The sequence below is a fragment of the Actinokineospora globicatena genome, assembly GCF_024171945.1.
Lineage (GTDB): Bacteria > Actinomycetota > Actinomycetes > Mycobacteriales > Pseudonocardiaceae > Actinokineospora > Actinokineospora globicatena.
Genome location: NZ_JAMTCR010000002.1, coordinates 2,456,442 through 2,481,084, shown reverse-complemented (window position 1 = coordinate 2,481,084; position 24,643 = coordinate 2,456,442). Strand labels below are relative to the sequence as shown.

Annotated in this window: 29 protein-coding genes and 1 pseudogene; 16 read left to right on the top strand and 14 right to left on the bottom strand. The window is 68.9% G+C overall.

The window, feature by feature from the left end; translation table 11 throughout:
* Positions 1-50 precede the first annotated feature (50 nt).
* Positions 51-329 carry an Lrp/AsnC family transcriptional regulator gene (locus tag LV79_RS11210; protein ID WP_253834799.1) on the top strand — a complete coding sequence of 93 codons (279 nt, stop codon included), beginning with the start codon at positions 51-53 and terminating at the stop codon, positions 327-329.
* A 10-nt stretch (positions 330-339) separates the two neighbouring features.
* Here the strand turns inward: LV79_RS11210 and LV79_RS11205 are convergent, their stop codons facing one another.
* The 5 genes from LV79_RS11205 to ctaE form a co-directional block, all read right to left on the bottom strand.
* Entirely contained in the window at positions 340-1,266 is a 927-nt protein-coding gene (locus tag LV79_RS11205; RefSeq protein ID WP_253834798.1) for a serine hydrolase, read from the bottom strand.
* A gap of 106 nt (positions 1,267-1,372) precedes the next feature.
* Positions 1,373-3,034, bottom strand: a complete 1,662-nt coding sequence (qcrB, locus tag LV79_RS11200) for a cytochrome bc1 complex cytochrome b subunit (protein ID WP_253834797.1) — start codon at positions 3,032-3,034, stop codon at positions 1,373-1,375.
* Positions 3,031-4,164 carry a cytochrome bc1 complex Rieske iron-sulfur subunit gene (qcrA, locus tag LV79_RS11195; RefSeq protein ID WP_253834796.1) on the bottom strand — a complete coding sequence of 378 codons (1,134 nt, stop codon included), beginning with the start codon at positions 4,162-4,164 and terminating at the stop codon, positions 3,031-3,033. The genes qcrB and qcrA overlap by 4 nt, the downstream gene beginning before the upstream one ends.
* Positions 4,161-4,958: a cytochrome bc1 complex diheme cytochrome c subunit gene (qcrC, locus tag LV79_RS11190; protein WP_253834795.1), complete on the bottom strand. Its 798-nt coding sequence runs from the start codon at positions 4,956-4,958 to the stop codon at positions 4,161-4,163. Before qcrC ends, qcrA begins: the two co-directional genes overlap by 4 nt.
* Before the next feature lie 79 nt (positions 4,959-5,037).
* Positions 5,038-5,664: an aa3-type cytochrome oxidase subunit III gene (ctaE, locus tag LV79_RS11185; protein WP_253834794.1), complete on the bottom strand. Its 627-nt coding sequence runs from the start codon at positions 5,662-5,664 to the stop codon at positions 5,038-5,040.
* An 83-nt stretch (positions 5,665-5,747) separates the two neighbouring features.
* On the opposite strand from ctaE, the gene LV79_RS11180 reads away from it, so the two are divergent.
* The 3 genes from LV79_RS11180 to trpD are packed head-to-tail and all read left to right on the top strand — an operon-like array spanning position 5,748 to position 7,671.
* Positions 5,748-6,155, top strand: coding sequence for a hypothetical protein (locus LV79_RS11180; protein ID WP_253834793.1), 408 nt, complete (start codon positions 5,748-5,750; stop codon positions 6,153-6,155).
* Between the two features lie 56 nt (positions 6,156-6,211).
* Positions 6,212-6,622: a hypothetical protein gene (locus LV79_RS11175; protein WP_253834791.1), complete on the top strand. Its 411-nt coding sequence runs from the start codon at positions 6,212-6,214 to the stop codon at positions 6,620-6,622.
* A gap of 5 nt (positions 6,623-6,627) precedes the next feature.
* Positions 6,628-7,671, top strand: a complete 1,044-nt coding sequence (gene trpD, locus LV79_RS11170) for an anthranilate phosphoribosyltransferase (RefSeq protein WP_253834789.1) — start codon at positions 6,628-6,630, stop codon at positions 7,669-7,671.
* 69 nt (positions 7,672-7,740) lie between these two features.
* Here the strand turns inward: trpD and LV79_RS11165 are convergent, their stop codons facing one another.
* Positions 7,741-8,061, bottom strand: a complete 321-nt coding sequence (locus LV79_RS11165) for a hypothetical protein (protein WP_253834787.1) — start codon at positions 8,059-8,061, stop codon at positions 7,741-7,743.
* Between the two features lie 214 nt (positions 8,062-8,275).
* On the opposite strand from LV79_RS11165, the gene LV79_RS11160 reads away from it, so the two are divergent.
* The 6 genes from LV79_RS11160 to LV79_RS11135 all read left to right on the top strand — a co-directional run bounded on the left by LV79_RS11160 (position 8,276) and on the right by LV79_RS11135 (position 11,286).
* Positions 8,276-9,196: a helix-turn-helix domain-containing protein gene (locus LV79_RS11160; RefSeq protein ID WP_253834785.1), complete on the top strand. Its 921-nt coding sequence runs from the start codon at positions 8,276-8,278 to the stop codon at positions 9,194-9,196.
* On the top strand, positions 9,174-9,377 hold the full coding sequence (locus tag LV79_RS11155) for a DUF397 domain-containing protein (RefSeq protein WP_253834783.1): 204 nt from the start codon (positions 9,174-9,176) through the stop codon (positions 9,375-9,377). The genes LV79_RS11160 and LV79_RS11155 overlap by 23 nt, the downstream gene beginning before the upstream one ends.
* Before the next feature lie 4 nt (positions 9,378-9,381).
* Complete coding sequence (locus tag LV79_RS11150) at positions 9,382-9,564, top strand: DUF397 domain-containing protein (RefSeq protein ID WP_253834781.1); 183 nt, start codon at positions 9,382-9,384, stop codon at positions 9,562-9,564.
* 83 nt (positions 9,565-9,647) lie between these two features.
* On the top strand, positions 9,648-10,442 hold the full coding sequence (locus LV79_RS34395; protein ID WP_253834778.1) for a DddA-like double-stranded DNA deaminase toxin: 795 nt from the start codon (positions 9,648-9,650) through the stop codon (positions 10,440-10,442).
* Complete coding sequence (locus LV79_RS11140; protein ID WP_253834776.1) at positions 10,439-10,873, top strand: Imm1 family immunity protein; 435 nt, start codon at positions 10,439-10,441, stop codon at positions 10,871-10,873. Before LV79_RS34395 ends, LV79_RS11140 begins: the two co-directional genes overlap by 4 nt.
* 65 nt (positions 10,874-10,938) lie before the next feature.
* Positions 10,939-11,286 (top strand): hypothetical protein, encoded by a 348-nt coding sequence (locus LV79_RS11135; RefSeq protein WP_253834773.1) that lies wholly within the window; start codon positions 10,939-10,941, stop codon positions 11,284-11,286.
* A gap of 17 nt (positions 11,287-11,303) precedes the next feature.
* Here the strand turns inward: LV79_RS11135 and LV79_RS11130 are convergent, their stop codons facing one another.
* From LV79_RS11130 to LV79_RS11120, 3 genes are read right to left on the bottom strand one after another with little or no spacing between them, the layout of a single operon-like run.
* A complete protein-coding gene (locus LV79_RS11130; protein WP_253834770.1) occupies positions 11,304-12,437 on the bottom strand; it encodes a methyltransferase domain-containing protein in 1,134 nt (377 codons plus the stop codon).
* 14 nt (positions 12,438-12,451) lie between these two features.
* Complete coding sequence (locus LV79_RS11125; RefSeq protein WP_253835992.1) at positions 12,452-13,000, bottom strand: DUF6461 domain-containing protein; 549 nt, start codon at positions 12,998-13,000, stop codon at positions 12,452-12,454.
* A gap of 11 nt (positions 13,001-13,011) precedes the next feature.
* Positions 13,012-13,629 (bottom strand): NucA/NucB deoxyribonuclease domain-containing protein, encoded by a 618-nt coding sequence (locus LV79_RS11120; protein ID WP_253834768.1) that lies wholly within the window; start codon positions 13,627-13,629, stop codon positions 13,012-13,014.
* A gap of 172 nt (positions 13,630-13,801) precedes the next feature.
* Here LV79_RS11120 and LV79_RS11115 point away from each other — a divergent pair.
* Positions 13,802-15,127: pseudogene (locus tag LV79_RS11115) on the top strand (tetratricopeptide repeat protein).
* A gap of 57 nt (positions 15,128-15,184) precedes the next feature.
* Here LV79_RS11115 and asnB read toward each other — a convergent pair.
* Positions 15,185-17,113: an asparagine synthase (glutamine-hydrolyzing) gene (gene asnB / locus LV79_RS11105; RefSeq protein ID WP_253834764.1), complete on the bottom strand. Its 1,929-nt coding sequence runs from the start codon at positions 17,111-17,113 to the stop codon at positions 15,185-15,187.
* Between the two features lie 295 nt (positions 17,114-17,408).
* On the opposite strand from asnB, the gene ctaC reads away from it, so the two are divergent.
* Entirely contained in the window at positions 17,409-18,368 is a 960-nt protein-coding gene (gene ctaC, locus LV79_RS11100; RefSeq protein WP_253834763.1) for an aa3-type cytochrome oxidase subunit II, read from the top strand.
* Between the two features lie 27 nt (positions 18,369-18,395).
* Positions 18,396-18,797, top strand: a complete 402-nt coding sequence (locus LV79_RS11095; protein WP_253834762.1) for a cytochrome c oxidase subunit 4 — start codon at positions 18,396-18,398, stop codon at positions 18,795-18,797.
* Positions 18,798-19,236: 439 nt separating this feature from the next.
* Here LV79_RS11095 and LV79_RS11090 read toward each other — a convergent pair whose 3' ends face one another.
* From LV79_RS11090 to LV79_RS11080, 3 genes are read right to left on the bottom strand one after another with little or no spacing between them, the layout of a single operon-like run.
* Positions 19,237-19,833: a DinB family protein gene (locus tag LV79_RS11090; protein ID WP_253834761.1), complete on the bottom strand. Its 597-nt coding sequence runs from the start codon at positions 19,831-19,833 to the stop codon at positions 19,237-19,239.
* Complete coding sequence (locus LV79_RS11085; protein ID WP_253834759.1) at positions 19,830-20,813, bottom strand: aldo/keto reductase family protein; 984 nt, start codon at positions 20,811-20,813, stop codon at positions 19,830-19,832. The genes LV79_RS11090 and LV79_RS11085 overlap by 4 nt, the downstream gene beginning before the upstream one ends.
* Before the next feature lie 10 nt (positions 20,814-20,823).
* Positions 20,824-21,474: a DUF3043 domain-containing protein gene (locus tag LV79_RS11080; RefSeq protein ID WP_253834757.1), complete on the bottom strand. Its 651-nt coding sequence runs from the start codon at positions 21,472-21,474 to the stop codon at positions 20,824-20,826.
* Between the two features lie 44 nt (positions 21,475-21,518).
* Between LV79_RS11080 and LV79_RS11075 the strand changes: the two genes are divergently transcribed.
* Positions 21,519-22,547: a glycerate kinase family protein gene (locus LV79_RS11075; RefSeq protein ID WP_253834755.1), complete on the top strand. Its 1,029-nt coding sequence runs from the start codon at positions 21,519-21,521 to the stop codon at positions 22,545-22,547.
* A 122-nt stretch (positions 22,548-22,669) separates the two neighbouring features.
* The gene (locus LV79_RS11070) at positions 22,670-23,032 is read left to right on the top strand and encodes a HesB/IscA family protein (RefSeq protein WP_253834753.1); all 363 of its coding nucleotides are present in this window, start codon (positions 22,670-22,672) and stop codon (positions 23,030-23,032) included.
* Between the two features lie 147 nt (positions 23,033-23,179).
* On the opposite strand, the gene LV79_RS11065 is transcribed toward LV79_RS11070, so the two are convergent.
* Positions 23,180-23,413, bottom strand: coding sequence for a hypothetical protein (locus LV79_RS11065; protein ID WP_253836061.1), 234 nt, complete (start codon positions 23,411-23,413; stop codon positions 23,180-23,182).
* Between the two features lie 208 nt (positions 23,414-23,621).
* Between LV79_RS11065 and LV79_RS11060 the strand changes: the two genes are divergently transcribed.
* Entirely contained in the window at positions 23,622-24,557 is a 936-nt protein-coding gene (locus LV79_RS11060) for a carbohydrate kinase family protein (RefSeq protein WP_253835990.1), read from the top strand.
* The last annotated feature ends 86 nt before the right edge of the window (positions 24,558-24,643 follow it).

Genomic DNA, 24,643 nt, shown 5'->3' with positions numbered 1-24,643 from the left:
CTGCTCTAGGCTGACCCGGTCGAGCACTCCCGCGAGAGGGGACCCCCGCCATGATCACCGCGATCGTGCTGATCAGCGCCGCCACCGACGCCATCGCCGAGACCGCGCAGGCGATCGCGGACGTGGAGGGCGTGGCCGAGGTCTACTCCTGCGCCGGTGACATCGACCTGGTGGCCATCCTGCGGGTCCCCGACCACGAGGACCTGGCCCGCCTCATCCCCGGCCACATCAGCAAGATCCCCGGCGTCCTGGACACCGCCACCCACATCGCCTACCGCTCCTTCTCCCGCCACGACACCGAAGCCGCCTTCGCCATCGGCGACGACTAAACCCAGCGGGCTAGAAGCGGCCTGCGAAGATCAAGCGGGCGATCTCGGTGTCGGTCTGTCGGCCCTCGTCGTACCCGCCGCGGCCTGCCAGGTTGTTCATGATGGCCAGCGTGTAGCGCTCGCCGGGTCCCACGAAGCCCACGCTGTTCATCACCCAGCCGCCGTCTTCCTCGGACCAGCCGTCCTTGTTGCCCGGGTGCGCCGCAGGGCCCGCCCCCCACACGCCCCACTGCTGGTTCGCGGCGACTTGGCGCATGTGGTCGAGGACGAACCCGCGATCCGCTCCCGGCACCTCCACCAGCACGTAGTTGATCAACCGATCCAGGTCGTCCGCGGTGCACTTCTGGAAGCCCCAGTACGGGAAGACCTTGCTGTACCCCCGCTGCGGCTCCAGCGACGTCATCCCGTACCGGGGGAACGACCGGTTGAACGCCATGTGGTCCGCCCCGCCGTACTTGGTCCACAGGGAGGTGGCGGCGTCGTCCGAGGAGTTGTGCAGCATGGCGGCCATCTGGTCGCGGTCGTGGGTGGACAGGGTGATCGCGTGTTCGCGGTGCCGCCGGAGGAGGTCGACGACCATGGCCAGTTTGATGGTCGACGCCGTCCACGTCATGTCGCCCGCGTGGTCGTTGCGCCACACCGCGCCCGTCTGGCGGTCCCGGACCACGATGCCCACCGTCCCCGGCCGGGTCGACGCGTAGGCCTGGGCGGCGGCGAGGCGGCGCTGGAAGTCGCAGTCGAAACCAGACTGGGGCAACGGGCAGTCCTCACGACCAGGGGAACCAGAAGCAGACCCACCAGCGCCAGCGGACGGCAGCGCCACCGCGTGGTGCGGCACCCCGGTGGTCGCCGCGGTCGTCGGGTCGGCGCCGCACCCGGCCAGCCACAGCCCGAGAACAGCCACCGCCGTCACGCCGCGTAACACCCGCTGGATCACGGCAGCGAGGCTATCGCGAATCCGCGACGCGTGGCACCGGTTGAGCAGGCCACGAACGCGTGTGGGGCGGCACCCGACCGGGTGCCGCCCCACACGAACTCATGACTCAGTGCTTCTTCGAGGGGTCCTCGATGGCCTTGGTCGAGCCCTCGGAGACCTGCGAGGCATGCGCTGCGTGCTCAGCCGCCCGGGCCCGTGCGAGCGCCGCCGTCTCCTCAGCCGGGTCCGGCGTCAGCCACGAACCCTGCACCGGCGCACCGGCGGAGCCGAGCTTGTTCATCTTCTTCGGCACCGCCGCGCCCTGGTACTCCAGCGGGATGGGGTGGCCGTGGTCGTCCACCGGGCCCAGCGGCTGGTGGATCTCGATGAACTCGCCGTGCGGGAGCCGCTTGATGATGCCGGTCTCGACGCCGTGCTCGAGCACCTCGCGGTCCGACCGCTGCAACCCGAGGCAGATGCGGTAGGTGAGGAAGTACGCGATCGGCGGCAGCACCAGCAGCCCGATGCGGCCCATCCACGTGGTGGCGTTGAGCGAGATGAAGAACTTCTCCGCCAGCACGTCGTTGGCCGCCGAGAGCAGCGACACCATGAAGTACGTGATCGCCATGACGCCGAGGCTGGTGCGGACCGGCACGTCGCGGGGGCGCTGCAGCAGGTTGTGGTGCGCGTAGTCCTTGGTGAACTTGCGCTCGATCCACGGGTACATCGTCGCGATGCCACCGAGCAGCGGCAGGCCCAGCATGAACGGGAAGAACGCCGCCGGGATCGTGTAGTTCCCGAGGTAGATCTCCCACGCGGGCCACAGCCGGATCAGGCCGTCGGTCCAGCCCATGTACCAGTCGGGCACCGTGCCCGCCGAGATGTGCGCGGCGTTGAAGGGTCCGAAGTTCCAGATCGGGTTGATCTGGAAGAGACCTCCCAGCGCGGCGGTGACGCCGACGACGACGGCCATGAACGCGCCGCCCTTGACCGCGAACACCGGCATGATGCGCACGCCGACGACGTTGGTCTCCTTGCGCCGCACCCCGGGGAACTGGGTGTGCTTCTGGTACCAGACCAGCGCCAGGTGGATGCCGATGAGCGCGAGCAGGATGCCCGGCAGCAGCAGGATGTGCACCGTGTAGAGCCGGGGCACGATGTCCTCGCCGGGGAACTCGCTGCCGAAGAGCAGCCAGTGCACCCAGGTGCCCAGCACCGGGATCGACAGCAGCAGGCCGGACATGATCCGCAGGCCCGCGCCGGAGAGCAGGTCGTCGGGCAGCGAGTAGCCCGCGAAGCCCTCGGTGGCGCCCAGCAGGAACAGGTTCACGCCGATGACCCAGTTGACCTCACGCGGGCGCCGGAACGCGCCGGTGAAGAACACCCGGAACATGTGGGTGACGATCGAGGCCATGAACAGCAGCGCGGCCCAGTGGTGCATCTGCCTGGCGAACAGACCGCCGCGCACGTCGAAGCTGATGATCAGCGTGGACTCGTAGGCCCGCGACATCTCCAGCCCGCGCAGGTTGGCGAACGATCCCTGGTAGACGACCTCCTGCATGGAGGGGTCGAAGAACAGCGCCAGGTACGTGCCGGTCAGCAGCAGGACGATGAAGCTGTAGAGCGCGATCTCGCCGAGCAGGAACGACCAGTGCGTCGGGAAGACCTTGTTCAGCTGTTGGCGCAGGCCACGGGCCGGGTGGTACCGGTCGTCAGCCCACTTCGCCGCGCCACCGGCCGCGCGGAGGGCGGCGTTGGTGGGCTTGGTGGGCGAGGTGATGGCACTCATGACTTGCGCTCCCAGAAGGCGGGGCCAACCGGCTCGATGAAATCGCTCCTGGCATAAAGGTAACCCGTTTCCTCATCGACCGCGATGGGGAGCTGGGCCAGCTTGCGGGTCGCCGGACCGAAGATGGGCTTGGCGTACTCCAGCGCGTTGAACTGCGACTGGTGGCACGGGCAGAGGATCCGGTTGGTCCGCTGCTCGTAGAGCGAGGTGGGGCAGCCCAGGTGGCTGCAGATCTTCGTGTACGCGTAGTAGTCGCCGTAGTTGAAGTCCTCCTGGCCCTGGTGCTTGATCACCTTGGCCGCGTCCTCGGGGCGCAGCCGGATGATCATCACCGGGTTGTCGGAGCGCTTGAGCGCCTTCGACAGCGCCTCGTGGTCCTTGCGCTCGGACTCGCGGAACGGGAAGACCGTCTCCATGCCGCCTGCGTCGAGGTCGGACGGCTTGACCAGCACGACCTCCTCCGGGTCACCGGTCGCCCGGCGCAGGAAGACGCGCTCGCCGTTGTCGGACTTCCAGCCGGTGTGCCACAGCGAGTTGGGCGAGTCGGTCTGCGCCCACGGGTCGCGGATCAGGCCGCCGAGCGCGAACACGCCGACACCGAGGCCCATCGCGCCCGCGCCGAGCCCGGCGGTGCGCTTGATCAGCGAGCGGCGGGCGATGCCGTTGCGGGTGCCCGCGTCGGCCAGGTGCGCCAGGATGGTGGCCTTGTCCAGCTCGGCCGAGGCACCCTCGTGGCGCTGCTGCACGGCGATCTCGTGCGGGATGAACTTCTTGGTGTAGAGCAGCGTGCCGATGCCGACCGAGGCGACCGACAGGCCGAGCGAGGCGCCGAGCAGCGGGGTGTAGAGCGAGTACAGGAAGTACCCGTCGGTGTCCGGCGCGGTGTAGGCCGACGGCCAGAACAGGAACACGCCCGCGAACGCGAGCCCGCCGACGGCGGCGAGCAGGTACCACAGCGCGACCAGGCGCTCGGCGCGCTTCTCCGCGCGGGTGCCCTTGACCGGCCACGGGTCCGGGTACTCGATGATCTCGACACCGTCGAGCTTGCCGCCGAGCCGGACCAGCTCCTCGCGGGACATGCCCGCGAGCTCCTCCTCGCTCGGCAGCTGCTGGGGGTCGGTGGAACTCATGCTTTAGCCCCAATCCAGAGGGTCACACCGACCAGCGCGGCGATGCCCACGATGAATGCGATCAGACCCTCCGACTGCGGCCCGAGCCCACCGATCGGGTTGCCGCCGGGGTTGTTGTTGCCGTCGGTCACCGACTTGACGTAGGCGACGATGTCCTTCTTCTCCTCCGGCGTGAGCTGCCGGTCGGAGAACTTCGGCATGTTCTGCGGGCCGGTCAGCATGGCCGCGTAGATCTGGGTCTCGGTGACGCCGTCCAGCTTGGGCGCGTACTTGCCCGAGGACAGGGCGCCGCCGCGGCCGGTGAAGTTGTGGCAGGACGCGCAGTTGAGCCGGAACAGGTCGCCGCCGCGCGCCGGGTTGTCGCCGACCAGGTCCTTGCCGGACTCCTCGGGCAGCTTGGTGCCGCCGCCCTTGGAGTCGACGAACGCGCTGATGGCGTCGATCTGGTGCGGGTCGAGCTTCGGGGGCTTGCGCTCGATCTGGGCTTCCTGGCGCACCGCGGGCATCCGGCCGGTGGCGGTCTGGAAGTAGGTGGCCGCCTCGCCGACGCCGATCAGGCTGGGGCCGCGGTCGGCGACACCCTCCAGGTTGGCGCCGTGGCAGCTGATGCAGGTCGTGTTGTAGATCTGCTCGCCCTCGCGCACCAGGGCCGGGTCACCCTCGGCGACGGCCACCGGTGGCTGCGGCGCGAACGCGGAGTACAGGACGCCGACCGACATCAGCGCGAAACCGAGCGCAAGCAGACCGGCCACGCGCCTGCGGAGCTTGCCGCGGCGCGGCAGTTTCTTGTTCATAGAGCGGCAACCCTTGCTGTCGGTTCGGGCCCGGTGGTGCTGGTGGTGGCGGGCTGGGCGGCTGCGGGCGCAGGCGCGGTCATGGGACCAGGTAGATGACCGCGAACAGGCCGATCCACACCACGTCGACGAAGTGCCAGTAGTACGAGACGACGATCGCCGAGGTGGCCTGCGCCGGGGTGAACTTGCTCAGCTTGGTGCGGATGAGCAGGTACACGAAGGCGATGAGACCGCCGATGACGTGCAGGCCGTGGAACCCGGTGGTGAGGAAGAAGACCGTCCCGAACGCCCCGGACGGGATGGTCACGCCCTCGTTGACCAGGTTGTAGTACTCGTAGGCCTGGCCGCCGACGAAGATCGCGCCCATCACCAGGGTCGCGATGTACCAGCGGCGCAGCCCGAACACGTCACCGCGCTCGGCGGCGAACACCCCGAGCTGGCAGGTGAACGACGAGGCCACGAGGATGATCGTGAAGGGCAGCGCGTACGGGACGTCCAGGTGCACGGGTTCGCCGTCGGCCAGTGGCGGGGGCCAGTGGCCGGTGCTGTTCTGCGCCTTGACGGTGAAGAACATGGCGAACAGCCCGGCGAAGAACATCAGCTCGCTGGACAACCAGACGATGGTGCCGACGCTGACCATGTTCGGCCGGTTCAGCGAGTGCACACGCTGGCCAATGGAGGGCGCTGCTGCAGTCACGGCTCGCATTATGTCTTGCGAGTAGTGGGCTCGCCCGGTCGGGTCGCGAGTAGACCGCGTCACACCCCTGTGGCGGGGAGGAGGGCGGGGACGTGGGGTTTCTCGGCAGGCTCCGTACGCTGTTCATCAAGGGGGAACAGCCCGGGTTGGCGGTCGACGCGCCGGATTTGGTGGTCGTCGCCGAGTGCTTCGACGACACCGAGGCGGCGTCCGCGGCGCTCACCCGGTCAAGTGACTTCATACCGCCCGAATCGGCCGTGTTGCGCCACCACCTGTCGCTGCCCGCGACCGCGCTGGCCGAGGCGGCGGCGCTGGTCGCCCAGGACGGCTACGTCCTGCGGGAAGTGGGCGTGGACCAGGCCGGTCGCACCGTGGTGACGGCGGCTCGCGCGCAGGTCGTGACCGCTTTGGAGTGCGCGCGGGAGCGGTCGCGGATGGCGAGCATGGCCACCCGGCTGGGTGGGGACGCGCTGGGGTGGGACGTCTTGCAACCCCGGTGACGTGAGACCGATAACATCGTGGCGGTTCGCTCACTCGCTCACGGAGGACGCCGCGCATGAGCACAGCAGCACTGAAGATCCTGGTCTTCAGCCACCGGCCCGAGGTGCGCGAGACGATCATCACAGCGATCGGCCGCAGGCCTGCCGCCGACATCGGCCGGGTGGCCTACGTGGAGGTCGGCACCGTCTCCGAGGTCCTGATGGAGATGGACGCGGGCGGCATCGACCTGGCCATCCTCGACGGCGAGGCCCAGCCCACCGGCGGCATCGGCCTGTGCAGGCAGCTCAAGAACGAGATCACCGACTGCCCGCCGGTCGTCATCGCCGTTCGCCGCAAGGACGACCGCTGGCTGGCGACCTGGTCGCAGGCCGACGCGGTCCTCGTGCACCCGCTCGACCCGTTGACCGCCGCCGAGACCGTCGCGGACGTGCTGCGCACCAAGGTGCTGCCGTTAGTGCGGGGCTGAGCACGATGGCTGGGCGCACCTGGAAGTCGGTGCTCAACCACCTCGTCGACGGCGGTGACCTCAGCGCGGACGACACGTCCTGGGCGATGAACGACATCATGTCCGGGTCGGCCACCCCCGCGCAGATCGCCGCGTTCGCGGTCGGCCTGCGCGCCAAGGGCGAGACGGCGCAGGAGATCGGCGGCCTGGCCGCGGGGATGCTGGCCAACGCGCGCCGGGTGCACACCGACATCGACGCGGTGGACGTGGTCGGCACCGGCGGCGACCAGGCGCACACGGTCAACATCTCGACGATGACCGCGCTGGTCACCGCGGCGGCGGGCGCGCCGGTCGTCAAGCACGGCAACCGCGCCGCGTCGTCCAAGTGCGGCACGGCGGACGTGCTGGAGGAGCTCGGCGTCGCGATCGAACTGTCGCCCGAGGCCGTCGCGACATCGGTGCGGGACGTCGGGATCGCGTTCTGCCTGGCGTCGGCGTTCCACCCGGCGCTGCGGCACGCGGGTCCGGTGCGCGCGCAGATCGGCATCCCGACGGCGTTCAACATCCTGGGGCCGTTGACGAACCCGGCGCAGCCGCGCACGGGTCTGGTCGGCTGCGCGAACCTGCGGCTGGCACCGGTGATGGCCGAGGTCTTCGCCACCCGCTCGGCCGAGGCATCGGTCCTGGTGGTGCGCGGCGACGACAACCTGGACGAGATCACGACCACGACGACGACGTCGGTGTGGATCGTCTCGGGTGGGACGGTCACGCCGACCACGTTCGACCCGTCGCGCCTCGGGATCGCGGCCGCGCAGCCCGCCGACCTGCGGGGTGGTGACGCGCCGTTCAACGCGCAGGTGGTGCGCGACCTGCTGGGCGGCAAGCTCGGGCCGGTGCGTGAAGCGGTGGTGCTCAACGCGGCAGGCGCGATCGCGGCCTACCGCGGGCTCACCGGCGACCTCTACGCCGACTTCGAAGCGGGCTTGACCCAGGCGGCCGAGGCCATCGACAGCGGTGCCGCGGAGTCCCTGCTGGCTCGCTGGATCAAGCGGTCGCAGGAGCTCGCGTAGATCTCTAGCTACCAAGAGGGGCCCGCTTCAGCTGGAGCGGGCCCCTCTTCGTCGTGCGCACCGGTCAGGTCAGGTCTCGTCGGTGGCGGCGTCGGGGTCGACCCAGATCAGCCGGGCGCGCACCTGCTCCGGCTTGGTGAACAGGGCGAGGGCGGACTCCGGGTCGCGCAGGCTCATCCGGATGGAGCGGTGGGTCGCGACCAGCTCGGTGCGCTCGGCGAAGGCCATCCCCCAGGCGGCGATGCGGGCGTCGACCCGCTCGCCGAACTCCTCGATGACGGCGAAGAGCCGGGGTGCCTCGTCGGCGACGGCGCCCGCGAGCAGGGCGGCGAACTCGGGCTCGTCGCAGACCGGCGGGGCGGGCGGGGTGGGCAGGTCGATGGCGGTCATAAATTACCTCCTTTGTAGGCTAATATCAGACGTCGCTGGATCGTGCCATCGCCGCAACGGTTACCGGTCTAGATGTGAACCTTCACGATTTGCCAGCGACGTGGGCTACCCAGTGCAGATGAGCTTATTGTGTAACTACAGTTTGTATAGTCACCTAAACGAGTGAACCGGTGCGGGTCACTCAACGTGATCGGCTGTGGAAGGATCTACGGCCATGACGAGCCCATCGCGGTCGATCAGCATGCAGCGGCGGCTGCTCGGCGCGGAGCTGCTGCGGCTCCGCGAACTCGCTGGTCTGACCCAGGACGAAGCCGCCGAGGAGCTGGGCAAGGCGGGCAACAAGATCAGCCGCGTCGAGTCCGGGAAGATCGGCATCGACAAGACCGACCTGGACGTGCTGCTGGAGCTGTACCAGGCCCCGGAGAAGGACCGCCTGTGGTGCCGCGAACTGGCCCGCCTGGCCAAGGCGAAGCGCGGCAGGCCAGCCGGGGAGACCACGCTCTACCTAGGCCCACGCTGGTTCCGCGCGTTCCGCGACCTAGAGGCGGACGCCAGCGAGATCATGAAGGTCGACACAGAGATCGTCTCCGGCATCCTGCAGACCGACAGCTACATCCGAGCCATGTTCGGCGCGCAAGGCGCCGACCCGACCGATCATGTCGCGGATGACACCCTGCGTGTTCGTGCCGATCGTCGAACCTTGCTGACCAAGGAGAACGCCGCCCGGTTCGCATTCGTGCTCAGCGAGTCAGCGCTACGACGCCAGATCGGCGGGCCTGCGGTCATGGCCGAGCAGCTGCGGCACCTCGTGGAGGTGGCGGTGCTCCCGAATGTGACCCTCCAGGTCATCCCCTTCGACAGCCAGTCCTACGACTACTTGAGCACAACGTTCACGATCTTCCGGTTTGGCCATGAGATGGCCAATGACATCGTCTACCTGGAGATGTACTCCGACGCCGCCTATCTCGACAAGCCACCGGAGACGGTTCGCCGCTACAGCGAGCTGTTTGGAAGGTTGCAGGGGGTAGCCCTCGGCCCTGTCGAATCGCGACACTTGGTGGCAACCGTGGCGGAGGAGTACGCCACGGCGGCAACTACAAGGAGTGACAATCATGTCCGCACCGAGGGTGGATGACTGGGCCACGGTCCCGTTCCACAGGTCCAGCCGCAGCGATGTCAATGGCGGTGACTGTGTGGAGGTGGGGTTCCGTCCCGGCTTGGTTGCCGTTCGGGACTCAAAGTCCCCCACCACGGGCCTGATCGTGCTCCCCGCCACCGCGTGGGCAGGCCTACTGGCCACCACAACGAGGAGCTGACCCCATGCCCGACTGGACCACCATCCCGTTCCACAAGTCCACCCACAGCGGCACCAACGGCGGCAACTGCGTCGAGATCGGCTTCCACCCCGGCGTGGTAGCCGTCCGAGACTCCAAATCCCCCACCGGCGCCCTGCTCGTCCTCCCCGCCACCGCCTGGACCGAGGCACTGGCCTCCCTCAAGTAGACCCCCAGGTCGCCCGTCCCCCCGACGGGCGACCTGCCTGCACACTCCCAGCGTCGTGATCCTCCGCGCGGAAGGTCCCACTCGTGGCGATCCCGAACGAGATCCGGCGGTTGCGACAGGTGCGCAATGGGCTGTTGGTGAAGCGGGGCTGGACGCGCGGTGTCGAGCTGAAGGTCGCCGAGATCGAAGCCGAGGCGTGCCGCCTGCTGGGCGACGCGGCCCGGCACAGCGAGGTGGCCCGGTCACTGGCGGAGGTTCGGGCCAAGCTCGACGCACTCCGGGAAGCTCTGGGGCTGGCTATCGACCTGGTTGGCCAAGCCATCGCCCATCACTCGCGGACCACAGGCCTCGGTTCCTCGCCCACGAGCGCTGCTCCGAGGACCATTCCGCCAGGCCCCACGAGCCCGGTACGCGGCCCGGCAGGCGCCTACGTCGCGAACCAGCACGGCGACCTCTACCCCGAGGAAGCCAGCCCGTACCACGAAGCCCTCCAAAGGCGAGTGGTTCGCGGCTCGGGGATGCCGATCGCCGGGTGGATCCAGCTCGACGGTGCTCACATCGGCGAGATCACAGCCACCCCGAACGACCTGTGGGCCGAGGCATCGGCTGAACGGATGGCAGACCTGGACCCGCGGCGTGCGGCGTTCGTGGCTCACCACGTGGAGATGAAGGTGATCGCCATGATGGTGAGCCTGGGAACCCGACACGGCCAGGTGATCATCAATCACGCCCCTTGCGGCTCCGAGCAAGGAGATCCTCCGGGGTGCCACACGTCGATCCCCCGATGCCTGCCGACGGGTCGTACGCTCACGGTCCTGGGAATTGACAGGAACGGCAACCCTTTCAAGCACACATATCACGGGAAGGCCAAGTGGTGACCGACTCGCTGCCGCCCATCACGCACCAAGGCTTCATCGCTCGAGATGAACTCTCCGACGACGTCGACGTGATCGGTGAGGTGGCGGCGCTCAACGCGGCCGGGGTGGACGTCGGGTGGATGTGGGAACTGGGCGAGACCCGGCCAGACCCCGAGGCCGAGGCGGAAGGGCCGACACTGGCCTTCGGTGTGCACAACGCCGTGGGATTCCTCCAGTGGCACGACGGTTCAGAGGTGCTCGTCCCGACCACGGGGACCAACGTCGACTGGGTCGAGTACCACAGCGCCGGACTCCACCCCGCGAACATCCGACCCCACGCGGAACTACCAGTCGAACTGGTGTTGGCCGCCGTGGTCGAGTACCTCGACACCGGCCAGCGGCCGACTTGTCTGGACTGGGAACCAGGCGCCTCGCTGGGGTCCCAGTCTTAGCCGGGAGTTGGTCGGTGTGTACCGAATGTTCGAGTGGCACAACGCGCCGCCGCTAGGCTCGCGTCGTGGAGGAGTCGACGACCACACGCCGCGCGGTGACCGCGTGGGTGGCGTGGGCGGTGGGCAATGCCGTGCTGGCGTTCTTGGCGATCATCCCACTGGTGACGGCGTTCGTGCTGACGTACTACGTGCGCGCCAAGGTCTGGGGCACGGTCTCGGCCCCGTTCCACGAGGCCGAGGCTGGCGTCAGTGTGGTCATCATCCTGGTGTCCGGCGCGGCTGTCGGGTTCGGGTTCGTGTGGCTGAACCGGGTCGCGCGCCGTCGGCTGGGGCTACACGGTGCCCTGTTGTGGCTCGTGGCGATCACCGCACTGCTCGCCCCGTCCGCCCTCTACATCGCCAACCACGTCTGACGCCGCCATGAGAGTCCTCAGTGGACGGGCGGCCCGGCGAACACCCACTCGACACCGCTCCCGGGGTCGTCGAGCCATACCCGGTGGACGCCATCCCCGGAAACCGTGAGCCCGAGGCGATCCCACCCCGGACGCCCAAGCGCCTCCCACTCCCCGTACGCCGCTTCCACCCGGTCCCACAGCCGCACGGGTCCACCCTGGCGCACCTCACGAGCCCCATCGGCCACCATCCGCGCCCAGGCCCACGACCCGTCAACGGCGCTGAGCGTGGCCCACCCGGACCCGCTGTACCCGACCGACACCTCGCCCGGCATCCCCGCTTGGGCGAGGAACCACGGCACCAACTCCGTCCACGGTGTCGCGGCCAACGTGGTCTCCGACCGGCTCCCGGACGCCGGATCCCCGTACACCCGAACACCTTCCGGCGCCACGTCCGCACCCCGCGCCGCCATGAACCCGGCCCACCGCGGCAAGAACCGCCCGCTGAGTCCATCGGCGGTGCGCTTGAGCAGCACGAGGTTCCCCGCGTGCACACTGGGTTTGAGGTCGACGAGCACCAGCCCACCCACCCGCGTCTGCTCGGCCCACGCCCACGGAACAACCGGAACCGAACACGTCCCGACCACCCGATCGAACGGCGCGTGCCCCGGCAACCCCCGCCTGCCGTCACCTACCTCGAGAACCGGGGACAACCCCAGCGCCCGCAACCGCTCACCAGCCGCCACGACCAGGCCCGCACCGATGTCGACCGAGAAGACCCGCCCTTCCCCGAGCCGGTGGCACAGCAAGGCGGCGTTGTACCCGGTCCCCGTCCCGATCTCCAACACCCGGTGACCGTCGGCCAGGTCCAACGCCTCCAACATCCGCACCATCAACCCCGGCTTGGTCGAGGACGACACCGTCACCCGATCCCCCGCCCCGGTAGTGGCAAGCTCGGTGACCAACGGCTGATTCCGGTAGACAGCGGCCAGCCAGCCCTCGTCCCCATCCCCCGTCCGAACCCACGCCCGATCCGGCCCCTGTGTGTAGAACCACGGCACGAACACGTGTCGGGGTGTCTCCACCACCGCCCGACGCAGGTCAGAAGAGAGGGATACCCCTTCCGCCGCGATCTCATCGGCAAGCCCCTGCGCCAACTCCCGCCAGCTCACCAGCCGCACCGCATCTAGGCGGGCACGCGGTAGGTCGGCAGTGGTGTGGTGAGCCAGCCCCGGTCGATGACCAGACCGGTCTGGTGCTCCACGACCGCCAGCAACGCGGCGTGCAGCCCGGTGTCGGTGAACACCACCTCAGTGATCCAGGGCGGGTAGACCTCCCCAGGCGGCGGGGGGTGCTGGACAGTGAGCGGGTCGAACGAGGCCAACAGCTCACCATCGGCGGCTTGGGTGACCTTGTAGTTCGCGTTGAGGTTCCAGAACACGCTGATGAACCCGCCGCCCGCCGCAGAAGCACGCCGAGCGACCCCGACGTCCTTCCCCCGCCAGCCGTTGTTCTCAACAGCGACCACGTACTCGCCGACCTCTAGCACTTGGACGAGCGACACCGCCCCCAACTCGCCTGCCCCGACCTGAGCACCAGCGAACACCAGGCGCTCTCCCACCTGCCCCGCCCCACCCCCGTACGCAGCTACGACCTCGTCAACCGACCGCCCGGCAACAACCCCCAACGTCCACGCGAGGTCCCGGTCCTCATCCGCCCACCGGTACCGGCGCACCTGCTCCAGTCCTAGCACTGCGTCACCCTGACCTCCTGGCCCGTCCACGGCCCAGTGGCAACCTTGGCCGGGTTCGAGATGACCACCAGGCAAGCGTCGCCCTCGTTGATCGGCAAGTGCTGGTAGGCCGCGCTGATCGTGCCACCCTGGCAGTTCTGCTCATCCTCGTGGACTTCCTCCGCCCGCGCACCCGCGCCACCCTCGCGACTGGACGCGAAGGCGAACTCATCACAAGACCCACGCGGATAGGTCCTCTTGAACGACGCACCGCAAACCTTGCTCCGCTTGGCACGGGAGTTCGCCGACTCCCGGTGCAGGATTGAGGGCTTGCCCTCGCCCCAGGCCAGCTTGATGTTGCGCGCGATGAACGGCATCTTCCCGGCGTCGATGACCACGACCTTCACGTCGCCGCACTCGCGGGTGGTCAGTGCTGTTCGTGCCGTGCACTGCTCCACCCCAGTCGCGCCATCACTGCCGACGAGGAGTTGGTGGCCGTTGTCCTCGATGAGCACAGGCTCGGAGTCGTCCAGCAGGTCGGACAGGGTGTTCGTCACCGTGTCCACACCGACGTAGAGCACCAGGTCTGCCACGACCACCAGAGGGAGGAGGCTGGACTTCGTGCCGGCCATCGAGGTGCGCTCCTGGTGAGACGTGGCGTTCAGTAGCGAGCCGAGCGAAGTCGTAGCAGGAGGCAGGCCCTCAGGGCGGGCGATCCGTCTCGGAATCACTGGAACGGGCGCACCTGGGCTGCGGTACCTCCGTGAGGACGCCGCGAGTGGGGTGTGGTGCGGCGTAGCCACCATGGTCGACCGACTCCTGAGCGGCCCTACTGGCCACCGCCGAGTCCTGGTCGCCACCCTCCGCCTCCAGGAACTCCACCGCCTGGACACCGACACGGACAGCGACCGCCTCACCGACGAAACCCGCCGCCGCGTCCTGGCCGCCGTCACCACCCGGATCGACCTCAAGCGCCGCTTCACTCCAGACGAACTGACCCGAGCCCACAGCCTCGACGCCGACCCCAGAATCGCCGAAGCCCTGACCCGCACAGACGAGTACGGCCTCCCCGAATACCTAGCCGCGGGTCCCCAACTCCTCGACCGCTGGCGCAACGGCACCGCCCCCGGCACCACCCCCCGAGGCGCCGCCCTAGTCACCGCCGCAATCGAATGCCGCCGCGCCGGCTATTCCAGCCCCTTACCTCGCGCACTCCTCGAGGAACTCCACACCGACTTCCTCGAACCCCGCTCCCGCCCCGAGGACCTGGATCAAGCCTGGACCTGGGCCACCACCCCCTGGCGCGACACCACAGCCCTCCTAGAACCCGTCGACGACACCCACGTGACCGTGTTCGACTACCTGGTCGACCACACCCAGCGCACCACTCCCCCCGGAAGCCCGCCCTCCGAGAAGCTCATCCTCACCGCCCTCAACCACGCCCCAGCCCGCGACTGCGCAATGCTCGGAGGCAACGCCACCGACACTGGCCGCTACCAATTGGCATACACCGCATATTCGCGCGCGCTCACTCTATATGTCGATCCAGACGATCCAAATACTCTCAGCAGTAGAAACAATCTCGCCAACGCACTAGACAAAATGGGCCGCTACAATGAAGCCGAGGTCGAACATCGTATAGTGCTTGAAACGCGCACCAGAGTGCTCGGCCCAGAACATCCCGGCACCCTCACCAGCCGCAACAACCTCGCGCAAGCGCTGGCCGAAATGGGGCGCTATGACGAAGCCGAAGCCGAGAATCGAGCGGTCCTAGAAGCATTCACCAGAGTGCTTGGCCCAGAACACCCTTACACGCTCACCAGCCGCAACAATCTGGTCATAGCATTGATCGAGTTGGGCCGCTTCAGCGAAGCCGAAGCCGAGCTCTGAGAAGTTGCCGAAGCATTCGCCACGGTGTCGGGCCCCGAACATCCCGACACCCTCACCAGCCGCGACAACCTCGCTCAGGCACTGGCTGCAATGGGCCGCTACGACGAAGCCGAAGCCGAGAATCGAGCGGTCCTAGAAGCATTCACCAGAGTTCTTGGTTCAGAACACCCGTACACGCTCAGCAGCCGCGAAAATCTCGAGGACGTGCTGAACCGCAAGCACAAGCCCCCGACACCCTAAAGACCCACGCAAAGGGGCCACCACCCCATCAGGATGGCGGCCCCTCGAAGTCCAGCGTCAGATCTTCACCGGGTAGTGCGGCTCAGGCACGACCGGCGTGATCCGGCGCTCGATGAAGATGCCGTGCCACAGCATGAACACCAGCAGCGCCCAGATCCGCCGACTGTGGTCCAGGGTGCCCGCCTTGTGCTCCTCCAGCAGTCGCATGACCGCGTTCTTGTCGATGAGCGCGTCGGTCTGCGAGGCCATCACGATGTCGCGGGCCCACTCGTACATCTCGTCCTTGAGCCACAGCCGGATCGGCACCGGGAAGCCGAGCTTCCGCCTGTTCAGCACGTGCGCGGGCACGATCCGGCGCATGGCCTGGCGGAGGGCGAACTTGGTGGTCTCCTTGGTGATCTTCTCTTCCAGCGGCACCTCGGCGGCCACCCGGAACACCTCGGGGTCCAGGAACGGGACCCGCAGCTCCAGCGAGTTGGCCATGGTCATCTTGTCGGCCTTGACCAGGATGTCGCCGCGCAGCCAGGTGAACAGGTCGACGTGCTGCATGCGGGTCACCGGGTCCCAGGACACCGACTCGCGGTAGTGCGGGGCGGTGATGTCGCGGTGGCCGGTGCCCGGGTCGAACGTCCGCAGCACGCCGCGCAGCTGGTCGTCGCGGAAGATGCGGGCGTTGCCGTAGTAGCGGTCCTCCAGCGACAGCGAGCCGCGGCGCAGCAGGTCCTTGCCGCGGGTGCCCTCGGGGATCTTCGCCGAGACGCGGCCCATGAACTTGCGCAGCGACCCCGGCACCCGCTCGAACGGCGCCAGCGACAGCGGTTCCCGGTAGATCGTGTACCCGCCGAACAGCTCGTCGGCGCCCTCGCCCGACAGCACGACCTTCACGTGCTTGCGGGCCTCGCGGGCGATGAACCACAGCGGCACCAGCGCCGGGTCGGCCACCGGGTCGTCGAGGTACCAGACGATCAGCGGCAGCGCGTCCATCATCTCGCGCGCCGACACCGTGCGGACCACGTGCTTGACCCCGATCGCGGCCGCCGACTCGGCGGCGACGTCCACCTCGGAGTAGCCCTGCCGCTCGAAGCCGGTGGTGAAGGTCACCAGGTCCGGGTTGTGCTCGCGGGCCAGCGCGGCGATCGCGGTCGAGTCGATGCCGCCGGAGAGGAACGAGCCCACGGTGACGTCGGCGCGCATGTGCATCCGGACCGAGTCCGACAGCACGTCCGCGATCCGCCCGTACAACGCCTCGGCGTCGGCGGGGCCGCGCACCGGGGTCGGCGAGAACCGCGGCTGCCAGTAGCGCTTCGTGACCGGTTCCTCGCCCGGTACCAGCGTGAAGCAGGTCCCTGACTCGATCCGGTGAACCGCGGTGTGCAGCGACGCGGGCTCCGGGACGTACTGCAGCGTCAGGTAGTGCTGCAGCGACCGCCGGTCGAGCTCCTGCTTGATGCCCAGCAGCGGCGCGAGCTCCAGGATGGACTTCTTCTCGCTGGAGAACGCCACCCCACCGGGGCCCGCGGCGTAGAACAGCGGCTTGATCCCGAACGGGTCACGCGCCCCGAACAGGGTCTGCTTCTGGGTGTCCCAGATCAGGAACGCGAACATGCCGCGCAACCGGGTGACCGCGGCCTCGCCCCAGTAGTGGTACGCCGCGACGATCGTCTCGCTGTCGCCGTCGGTGACGAACCGGGCGCCGTGCCGCTCGGTCAGCTCCGCGCGCAGCTCCAGGTAGTTGTAGATCTCGCCGTTGAACAGCAGCGTGTACCGCTGCGGTGTCTCGGGCGGCCCCCACGGCAGTGGCTGGTGGGAGTGCTCGAGGTCGATCATGGACAGCCGGTTGAAGCCGAACACGACCTCACCGCCGGTCCACGTGCCGCTCTCGTCCGGGCCGCGGTGGCGCTGGCAGCGCATCGCCGCGCCCACCGCCGACCGCGCCGCAGCGGCGTCCATCTCAGAAGGGCAGACCAGGCCAAGCAGACCGCACACGCTTCTCGCGCACCTCTCCGTGTCGAGCTCCGGCACCGAGCCGGGTGAACCAGGTGGATGTCCGGCGGGGAAGACGTCAGTATGCCGGGCCCGGTTGCCCCGGCCGGGACGCGGTCACAGGTGTGCCGCCGGTGTGACCGACATCCGATCACCCCTCGGGGGGTGTGGCCCGGGTCGCTGGGCTAGGCTCCGCAGTGCTCCCCAGGGGCGTCGATCCGCGCTGTCCAGCGCTGGATCGGGGCAGGCGGGGGCAGGCGCAAGTGCGTGGAGTTACCGCTTGAGGAGGAGTCGCGCAGTGGGCACACCCAAGGCCGCCGGCAACCGTTCGCCGGTCGCCCGGCTGAGCAAGGTCGCCGGTCTTGTCGCGCTCGTCGTCCTGGGCGCCTCCGGCTGTTCCACCGACGAGGTGCTGCGCTTCGGCTGGCCGGAGGGCGTCACCCCGCAGGCCGAGCGGATGCGCGAGTTCTGGACCTGGTCCGTGGTCGCCGCGCTGATCATCGGCGTGATCACCTGGGCGCTCATCCTGTGGCCGGTGGTCGCCCACCGCAAGCGCGGGGAGACGCTGCCCAAGCAGTTCCAGTACAACCACTTCCTGGAGTGGATCTACACCGGCATCCCGGTCGTGATCGTGGTCGTGCTGTTCTACTTCACCGCCACCACCCAGAACTACGTCCAGGCCGAGACCGACAAGCCGGACGTGACCGTGGACGTGCTGGCGTTCCAGTGGAACTGGGAGTTCGACTACAAGAACTACAAGAACACCAAGGGCGCGCTCGACGTCCCGGCCGCCCCGGGTGACACGACGGTGCGCACCATCGGCTCATCGGCCGAGATCCCACTGCTGGTCCTGCCGACCGAGCGGACGATCCAGTACAACCTGCGCTCCCGCGACGTCATCCACGCGTTCTTCGTCCCGGAGTTCCTGTTCAAGCGGGACGTGTTCCCGTACCCGGACAAGAACAACCAGGACGCCACCTTCCAGAACCGCATCGACAAGACGGGCTCGTTCGTCGGCCGGTGCGCGGAACTGTGCGGCACCTACCACGCGGTGATGAACTTCGAGGTCCGGGCGATCACCCCGGCGCAGTTCGACCAGTACATGGGCCTGCGCACCAAGGTGAACCCCAAGACCGGCAAGGGCTACACGGCGGCCGAGGCGCTCACCGAGATGAACTGCGGCGAGCTGTGCTCCCCGGTCGCGGTGACCACCAAGCCGTTCAACACCGACCGCACCGCCCGCACCGCGACGAACTAAGAGCCCGGACCCACTTGTGAGGACACCATGAAGGTCGAAGCCAGGCTCTTCGACATCACCACCGCCTTCTTCTTCCTATCCGCCATCGTCTACGGCGTCTGGGCCAAGGAACCGGTCGGCACGGTCGCCCTCATCCTCACCGGCGGCCTGTCGCTGATCGTGGGCACCTACTTCCACTTCATCGCCCGCCGCCTCGAGCAGCGCCCCGAGGACAACCCCGACGCCGAGGTCAGCGACGGCGCGGGCGAGCTGGGCTTCTTCAGCCCCGGCAGCTACTGGCCCGTCGCCTTGGCAGCCTCAGCCGCCGTCACCGCCTTCGCCATGGCCTTCTGGCAGATCTGGCTCCTCGTCATCGGCGTAGTCCTCATCCTCCTCACCGTCGGCGGCCTGGTGTTCGAATACCACACCCGCCCGAACAGCACGGACTGAGTCGTCCTCGCTTGGAGAAGGGCCCGTACCCACTGGGTACGGGCCCTTCTGCTCTTTAGCCGCCAGCAAGCCCCCCGCGCCCCCGGCATGCCCTCTGTGCTCCCGGCATGCCCCCAACACGCCAAACGGCCACGGCATCAGGCCCCGTCACACCTTCGGGCGAATCCCCTTGACGCCCCCGGGGGCCCACCCCAAGTCTGGCCCGGCCCCGACCCTCTCCGGGGGGCGTCCCTGGGCAAGTCTACCGGGACCCACCCACGGGCGATCTTGAAACAGGCCCCGCAGAGATCCACATGTGGATAACTTCTGTCACCCATCGGAGGGAAATCTGGAGCGGCCAGCCGAGAGGATCCGCAGGTCAGAGGCATAGCGAGCGCGGCGAAACCAGCTTAGGCGGTGTCAGCGGACCAAATCGCCAGAAGCAGCCGCGCTCCGACGCTCAGTCATCCGAAGTCGGCCCAGCAGCCAAACCAGCCGCCCTGGCGGCCCGCTCGATCTCCGCCCGGCGACCCTCCCAGAACGCCGCTCCCCGTCGAGCCATCTCCGCCGCGTCCATCTCGACGCCGCCGTCCACCTGCTCCCGCAGGATGTCCGCGTGCCCAGCGTGCCGACTCGTCTCCGTCAGCATGTGCACCAGCACGTTGAACAGCATCACCTCAGGCCGCGGCCACCAAGGCACATGCCCAGGCGAGTCGAGCGCAAGAGCCTCGATCGTCGCGTCAGCATGCGCCCAAACACGCTCGTACCGGCCAACGATCTCCGACCGCGTCTCATCCGCGGTCGCCCACAAGTCAGTCCCGCGCAGCGAAAGGTCGTCCCACCGAGGAACGCCCTCCGGGAACGGCCGCCCAAAGACCTCCCCGAAGTACCGCGCCTCCGACACCGCCAGGTGCTTGACCAGGCCAAGCAGGTTGGTCCCGGTCGCGGTCATCGGGCGGCGGATGTCGTACTCGGACAGCCCGCCGAGCTTCCGGAGCATCGTCTCCCGGAGTTCTCGCAGGTCGCCGTGCAGGTAGTCCTTGGCGAAGTCGATCAAGGCGTCACCGTCAGCCGGGGGTCGCGCTCGACGACGCCCTCCAGCACCCGGTCCACCGCCGCCACCAAGTCGTCATCGAGCTGGATCCCCGCAGCGGCGGCGTTCTCCGTGACCTGCTCCGGCCGGGAAGCCCCGATGATCGCCGACGCCACGTTCGGGTTCCGCAGCACCCAGGCGATGGCCAGGTGCGCCAACGAAAGCCCGGCCTCGTCAGCCAACGGCCGCAACCCCTGCACCGCCACCAGCACCTCGTCCCGCATCAGGTGCGAGATCATCCGCACGCCCTGCGCGTCAGTCGCCCGCGACCCCGCAGGAGCCTGCGCCCCCGGCGCGTACTTCCCCGTCAGCACGCCCTGCCCCAGCGGCGACCACACGATCTGCGACAGCCCCTCCCGCTCCGAGGCGGGCACCACCTGTTCCTCGATCACCCGCCACAGCAGCGAGTACTGCGGCTGGTTGGACACGAGCGGCACGTGCAATTCCCGGGCCAGCGCGGCGCCTCGGGTGATCTGGTCGGCGGTCCACTCCGAGACCCCGACGTAGAGCACCTTCCCCTGCCGCACCAAGTCAGCGAAGGCCAGGAAGGTCTCCTCCAGCGGCACCGTCCGGTCGAACCGGTGCGCCTGGTAGAGGTCCACATAGTCCGTACCAAGTCGACGGAGCGAGGCGTGGGCCGACTCCATGATGTGCTTGCGCCCCAACCCGCGGTCGTTCAACCCGGGCCCGGTCACCCCGTAGACTTTGGTGAAGATCTCCACCCCGGCCCGCCGGTGGCCCTTGAGCGCGCGCCCCAAGACCTCCTCCGCCCGCGTCTCCGCGTAGACGTCGGCGGTGTCGAACGTGGTGATCCCCGCGTCGAGCGCGGCCCGCACGCAGGCGTGCGCCGTCTCCTCCTCGACCTGCGAGGCGTGGGTCAGCCAGTTGCCGAACGAGATCTCACTGACGTTGAGGCCGCTGCGGCCCAGGCGACGGAACTCCATGCCCCTCAGGCTAGACGGCGGTGCCCGGGGTGACGCGCGGCTTGGGGACCCGCAGCTTGCGCAGCTGGGTCGCCCGGACGAAGGCGTACCAGCCGATCGACGCGCCGCCGACGGTCTCCTTCGGGAACTTCTCCCGGACCCGGCGGACCACGCGGCGACCGTTGAACACCGCCTCGACGACCATCGCCACCAGCATCACCAGGCAGACCAGGGTGGCGTACTGCTGCACGACCAACGACGTCGACAGCAGCGACACGAACACCAGGATCGCCAGCGGCATGAACAGGCCAAGCAGGTTGCGCTTGCTGTCGACCAGGTCCCGCACGTACGCCTTGACCGGACCCCGGTCGCGCGGCATCAGGTAGCGGTCGTCGCCCTCGGCCATCCTGCGGCGCTGCTCGGTGCGCTGCTCGCGGCGCTGGGCGGCGAGGGCCTTGCGGTCCTCTTTGTTGCCCCTGGCGCGCCGGATGGCCTCGCGGGTGGTCTTGGGCGGCGGCGCGACCGGACCGCGCTTGCGGCCCTCGGCCTCGCGGCGCTTGGGCGTCGGCTTGCCCTTGCCGGGTGTGTGCCCCTTCGGCACGCCCTCGCCGACGGTGACGGCATCGTCCGCCACCTCGGCGGCTTCGGAGTTGTCGGCGGAATTGCGGCGCAGGAACCTCACGTCGACAAGGGTAGGACAAGGCCGTCGGTCGCTACGCTGCGCCCGTGCGTGTCGTCATCGCCCCCGATGGTTTCGGCGGGACCCTCACCTCGGCGCAAGCGGCTGACGCGATCGCCGCGGGTTGGCGCCGCGGCGCTCCGGAGCACCGCCTGGTGACCAGACCCCTGGCCGACGGCGGCACCGGGTTCGTCGAGGTCCTGCTCGGCGCCCTGGAGTCCGCCACCGCCCACCTGACCACCGTCACCGGCCCCTTGGGTGAGCCCGTCGACGCCAAGTGGCTGGTCCACGAGGACGTCGCCTACGTGGAGTCCGCCGAGGCCATCGGCCTGCACCTGGTCCCAGCCGACCGGCGCGCCGAGTCCTGCGAGACGGCCACGACCAGGGGCGTCGGCGAGCTGATCTTGGCTGCCCGCGACGCCGGGGTCTCCCGCGTGGTGATCGGCTTGGGCGGCACGGCGACCACCGACGGCGGACGCGGCGCGCTGGCGGTCCTGGACGGCCCGCTGCCGGAGCTGTTCGCCGCTGTCGACGTGGAGAACCCGCTCCTCGGCCCGCACGGCGCGGCGACGACGTTCGGACCACAGAAGGGCGCTGACGAGGCCGCGGTGGCCCGTCTGGAGGCGCGACTGGCGGCCTGGGCGGACGAGGTCGCCGCCCGGTACGGCAATGACCCGCGTGACGAGCCAGGGGCGGGCGCGGCGGGTGGACTGGGGTTCGCGTTGCTGGCAGTCGGCGCGTCAGTCGTGTCGGGCGCGGAGGTCGTGCAGGCGGCGACCCGGCTCGACCACGTGTTGGACCGGGCCGACCTGGTTATAACCGGGGAAGGCAGCTTCGACTGGCAGTCCCTGCGGGGCAAGCTCGTGACGTCGGTAGCGCGGGCGGCCGCGGAGCGCGGGGTGCCGTGCGTGGTGCTGGCCGGTCAGGTGTCGGTGGGCCGCAGGCAGGCCGGGTCGGTCGGGGTCGCCGAGGCGCACTCGGTCGCCGAGCACGCCGGATCGGTCGACGCGGCGCTGTTCGACCCCGTCGGGACCTTGGCTGACCTGGCCGAACACGTGGGCAGGCAGTGGCGGTGACCGCATCCGTGCCGCGGCCGCCCCCAGGTGTGCCACCATGGACGCGGTAGGCACGGAACAAACACCGGGCGAGCGCTGTTGAGCCGGTTACCAGCCCGAGTAGGACTTTCCCAGGGAGAACGATGACCACCGCTCAGGAGACTGGCACCGAGGCGGCGACCCACGGTGTCGAACTGTCCGATGCCGCCGCCGAGAAGGCCAAGGCCCTGCTCGAGCAGGAGGGCCGCGACGACATGCACCTGCGCATCGCCGTGCAGCCCGGTGGCTGCGCGGGCCTGCGCTACCAGCTGTTCTTCGACGAGCGCACCCTCGACGGGGACCTGTTCCGCGACTTCAACGGCCTGAAGGTCGCTGTCGACCGGATGAGCGCCCCGTACGTGCAGGGCGCGACCATCGACTTCGTCGACACCATCGAGAAGCAGGGCTTCACGATCGACAACCCGAACGCGGGCGGCAGCTGCGCCTGCGGCGACTCGTTCCACTAGTCGAAGCTCGTCGAAAGGCCCGTGACCTGGTCACGGGCCTTTCGCGCGTCTTGGTGACCCCCCGAGCGGTGCAGGGCGGATTCAGCGTCCCCACGCAAGCCGGGAACGATGCCGGGCGGGGACGAGGGGGCGGGCGGCGGGGGAGAGTTATACGTATTCGTCCAGGTCGGCTACTTGGGCGTGGCAGGCCTCGTCGACCCGCCAGGGCGCGTGGCCGCGTGGTGTCGGCAGCACCGGCCGGTGGTGGGTGAGCTCCGGCGGGATGCCCGCGCAGTCGGCGATGAGCTCGTCCAACGTCTCCGGCAGCTGGTTGCCCGGCCGATGTGGCGGAGATTCCGGTTTGGTGTCCACCCGCCCCTTGACCTGCTGCGATGCGCTCATTCCGGTCACGCTAGGCGCTGGCGGGGACGGTTGGCAGGGGTACCAGGCGGTAGTGTTCGAAGGTGATCGGATGCCACCCGGGTGGGTGGCAGTCCCGCCATGACCGCGCCGACCCTGGTTCGACGTCGATCTGGCGTCGCCGGGCCGAGGAGACAGGGAGGGCTCCGTGCCCGTTGCCGTCACCGGAAGCATCGCCACCGACCACCTGATGCACTTCCCGGGCAGGTTCGCCGAACAACTCGTCACCGAACAGCTGCACCGCATCTCGCTGAGCTTCCTCGTCGACGACCTCGTCGTGCGGCGCGGCGGCAACGGCGCCAACATCGCCTTCGCGCTCGGAGTCCTGGGCACCAACCCCGTCCTGGTCGGCGCGGCGGGCGACGACTTCGGCGACTACCGCTCCTGGCTCGACCGCCACGGCGTCAACACCTCGGGCGTGCACGTCTCCGAGGTCGCCAACACCGCCCGCTTCGTCTGCACCACCGACGACGAGCAGTGCCAGATCGCCTCCTTCTACGCGGGCGCGATGTCGGAGGCCCGGCAGATCGAACTGGCCCCCATCGCCGCCGGTGTCGGTGGCCTCGACCTGGTGCTCATCAGCCCGAACGACCCCGCCGCCATGCTCCGCCACGCCCAGGAGTGCCGAGAGCGCGGCTACACCCTCGCCGTCGACCCGTCCCAGCAGCTGGCGCGCATGGACGGCGACCAGATCCGCGAGTTCATCACCGGCGCGGACTACCTCTTCGGCAACGACTACGAGTGGGAACTGCTCCGCCGCAAGACCGGCTGGTCCGAAGCAGAGGTGATGGACCGCGTCGGCCTGCGCATCACCACCCTGGGCGAGAAGGGCGTGGAGATCGTCACCAAGGACGGCACGTCACTGCAGGTCGGTGCCGTCCCCGAGCTAGCCAAGGTCGACCCCACCGGCGTAGGCGACGGCTTCCGCGCGGGCTTCATCGCAGCCCTGACCCAGGGCCTCCCCCTCGAACGCTGCGCCCAACTCGGCTCCATGATCGCCGTCCTGGTCCTCGAAGCCGACGGCCCCCAGGAGTGGACCTACGACCGGACCACGGCCGTATCCCGCATCAGCGAGGCCTTCGGCCCCCAAGCAGGCACCGAAATCTCCACCATCCTCCCCGCCTGACCCCCAGCTCCTCCAGGGCCGTCACCTCCGGGTGGCGGCCCTTTTCGCACCCCCGTGACCACAGTCACATTTCACGCCAGCCCCGA

Coding starts and splice junctions, on each gene's coding strand:
- LV79_RS11060 (WP_253835990.1), top strand. CDS start 23,622: ATGCACTTCCCGGGCAGGTTCGCCGAACAACTCGTCACCGAACAGCTG.
- LV79_RS11155 (WP_253834783.1), top strand. CDS start 9,174: ATGTCCGCACCGAGGGTGGATGACTGGGCCACGGTCCCGTTCCACAGG.
- LV79_RS11095 (WP_253834762.1), top strand. CDS start 18,396: ATGAAGGTCGAAGCCAGGCTCTTCGACATCACCACCGCCTTCTTCTTC.
- LV79_RS11165 (WP_253834787.1), bottom strand. CDS start 8,061: ATGACCGCCATCGACCTGCCCACCCCGCCCGCCCCGCCGGTCTGCGAC.
- LV79_RS11065 (WP_253836061.1), bottom strand. CDS start 23,413: ATGAGCGCATCGCAGCAGGTCAAGGGGCGGGTGGACACCAAACCGGAA.
- LV79_RS11160 (WP_253834785.1), top strand. CDS start 8,276: ATGACGAGCCCATCGCGGTCGATCAGCATGCAGCGGCGGCTGCTCGGC.
- LV79_RS11150 (WP_253834781.1), top strand. CDS start 9,382: ATGCCCGACTGGACCACCATCCCGTTCCACAAGTCCACCCACAGCGGC.
- LV79_RS11120 (WP_253834768.1), bottom strand. CDS start 13,629: ATGGCCGGCACGAAGTCCAGCCTCCTCCCTCTGGTGGTCGTGGCAGAC.
- LV79_RS11070 (WP_253834753.1), top strand. CDS start 22,670: ATGACCACCGCTCAGGAGACTGGCACCGAGGCGGCGACCCACGGTGTC.
- qcrC (WP_253834795.1), bottom strand. CDS start 4,958: ATGAACAAGAAACTGCCGCGCCGCGGCAAGCTCCGCAGGCGCGTGGCC.
- LV79_RS11210 (WP_253834799.1), top strand. CDS start 51: ATGATCACCGCGATCGTGCTGATCAGCGCCGCCACCGACGCCATCGCC.
- LV79_RS11085 (WP_253834759.1), bottom strand. CDS start 20,813: ATGGAGTTCCGTCGCCTGGGCCGCAGCGGCCTCAACGTCAGTGAGATC.
- ctaE (WP_253834794.1), bottom strand. CDS start 5,664: ATGCGAGCCGTGACTGCAGCAGCGCCCTCCATTGGCCAGCGTGTGCAC.
- qcrB (WP_253834797.1), bottom strand. CDS start 3,034: ATGAGTGCCATCACCTCGCCCACCAAGCCCACCAACGCCGCCCTCCGC.
- LV79_RS11175 (WP_253834791.1), top strand. CDS start 6,212: ATGAGCACAGCAGCACTGAAGATCCTGGTCTTCAGCCACCGGCCCGAG.
- qcrA (WP_253834796.1), bottom strand. CDS start 4,164: ATGAGTTCCACCGACCCCCAGCAGCTGCCGAGCGAGGAGGAGCTCGCG.
- trpD (WP_253834789.1), top strand. CDS start 6,628: ATGGCTGGGCGCACCTGGAAGTCGGTGCTCAACCACCTCGTCGACGGC.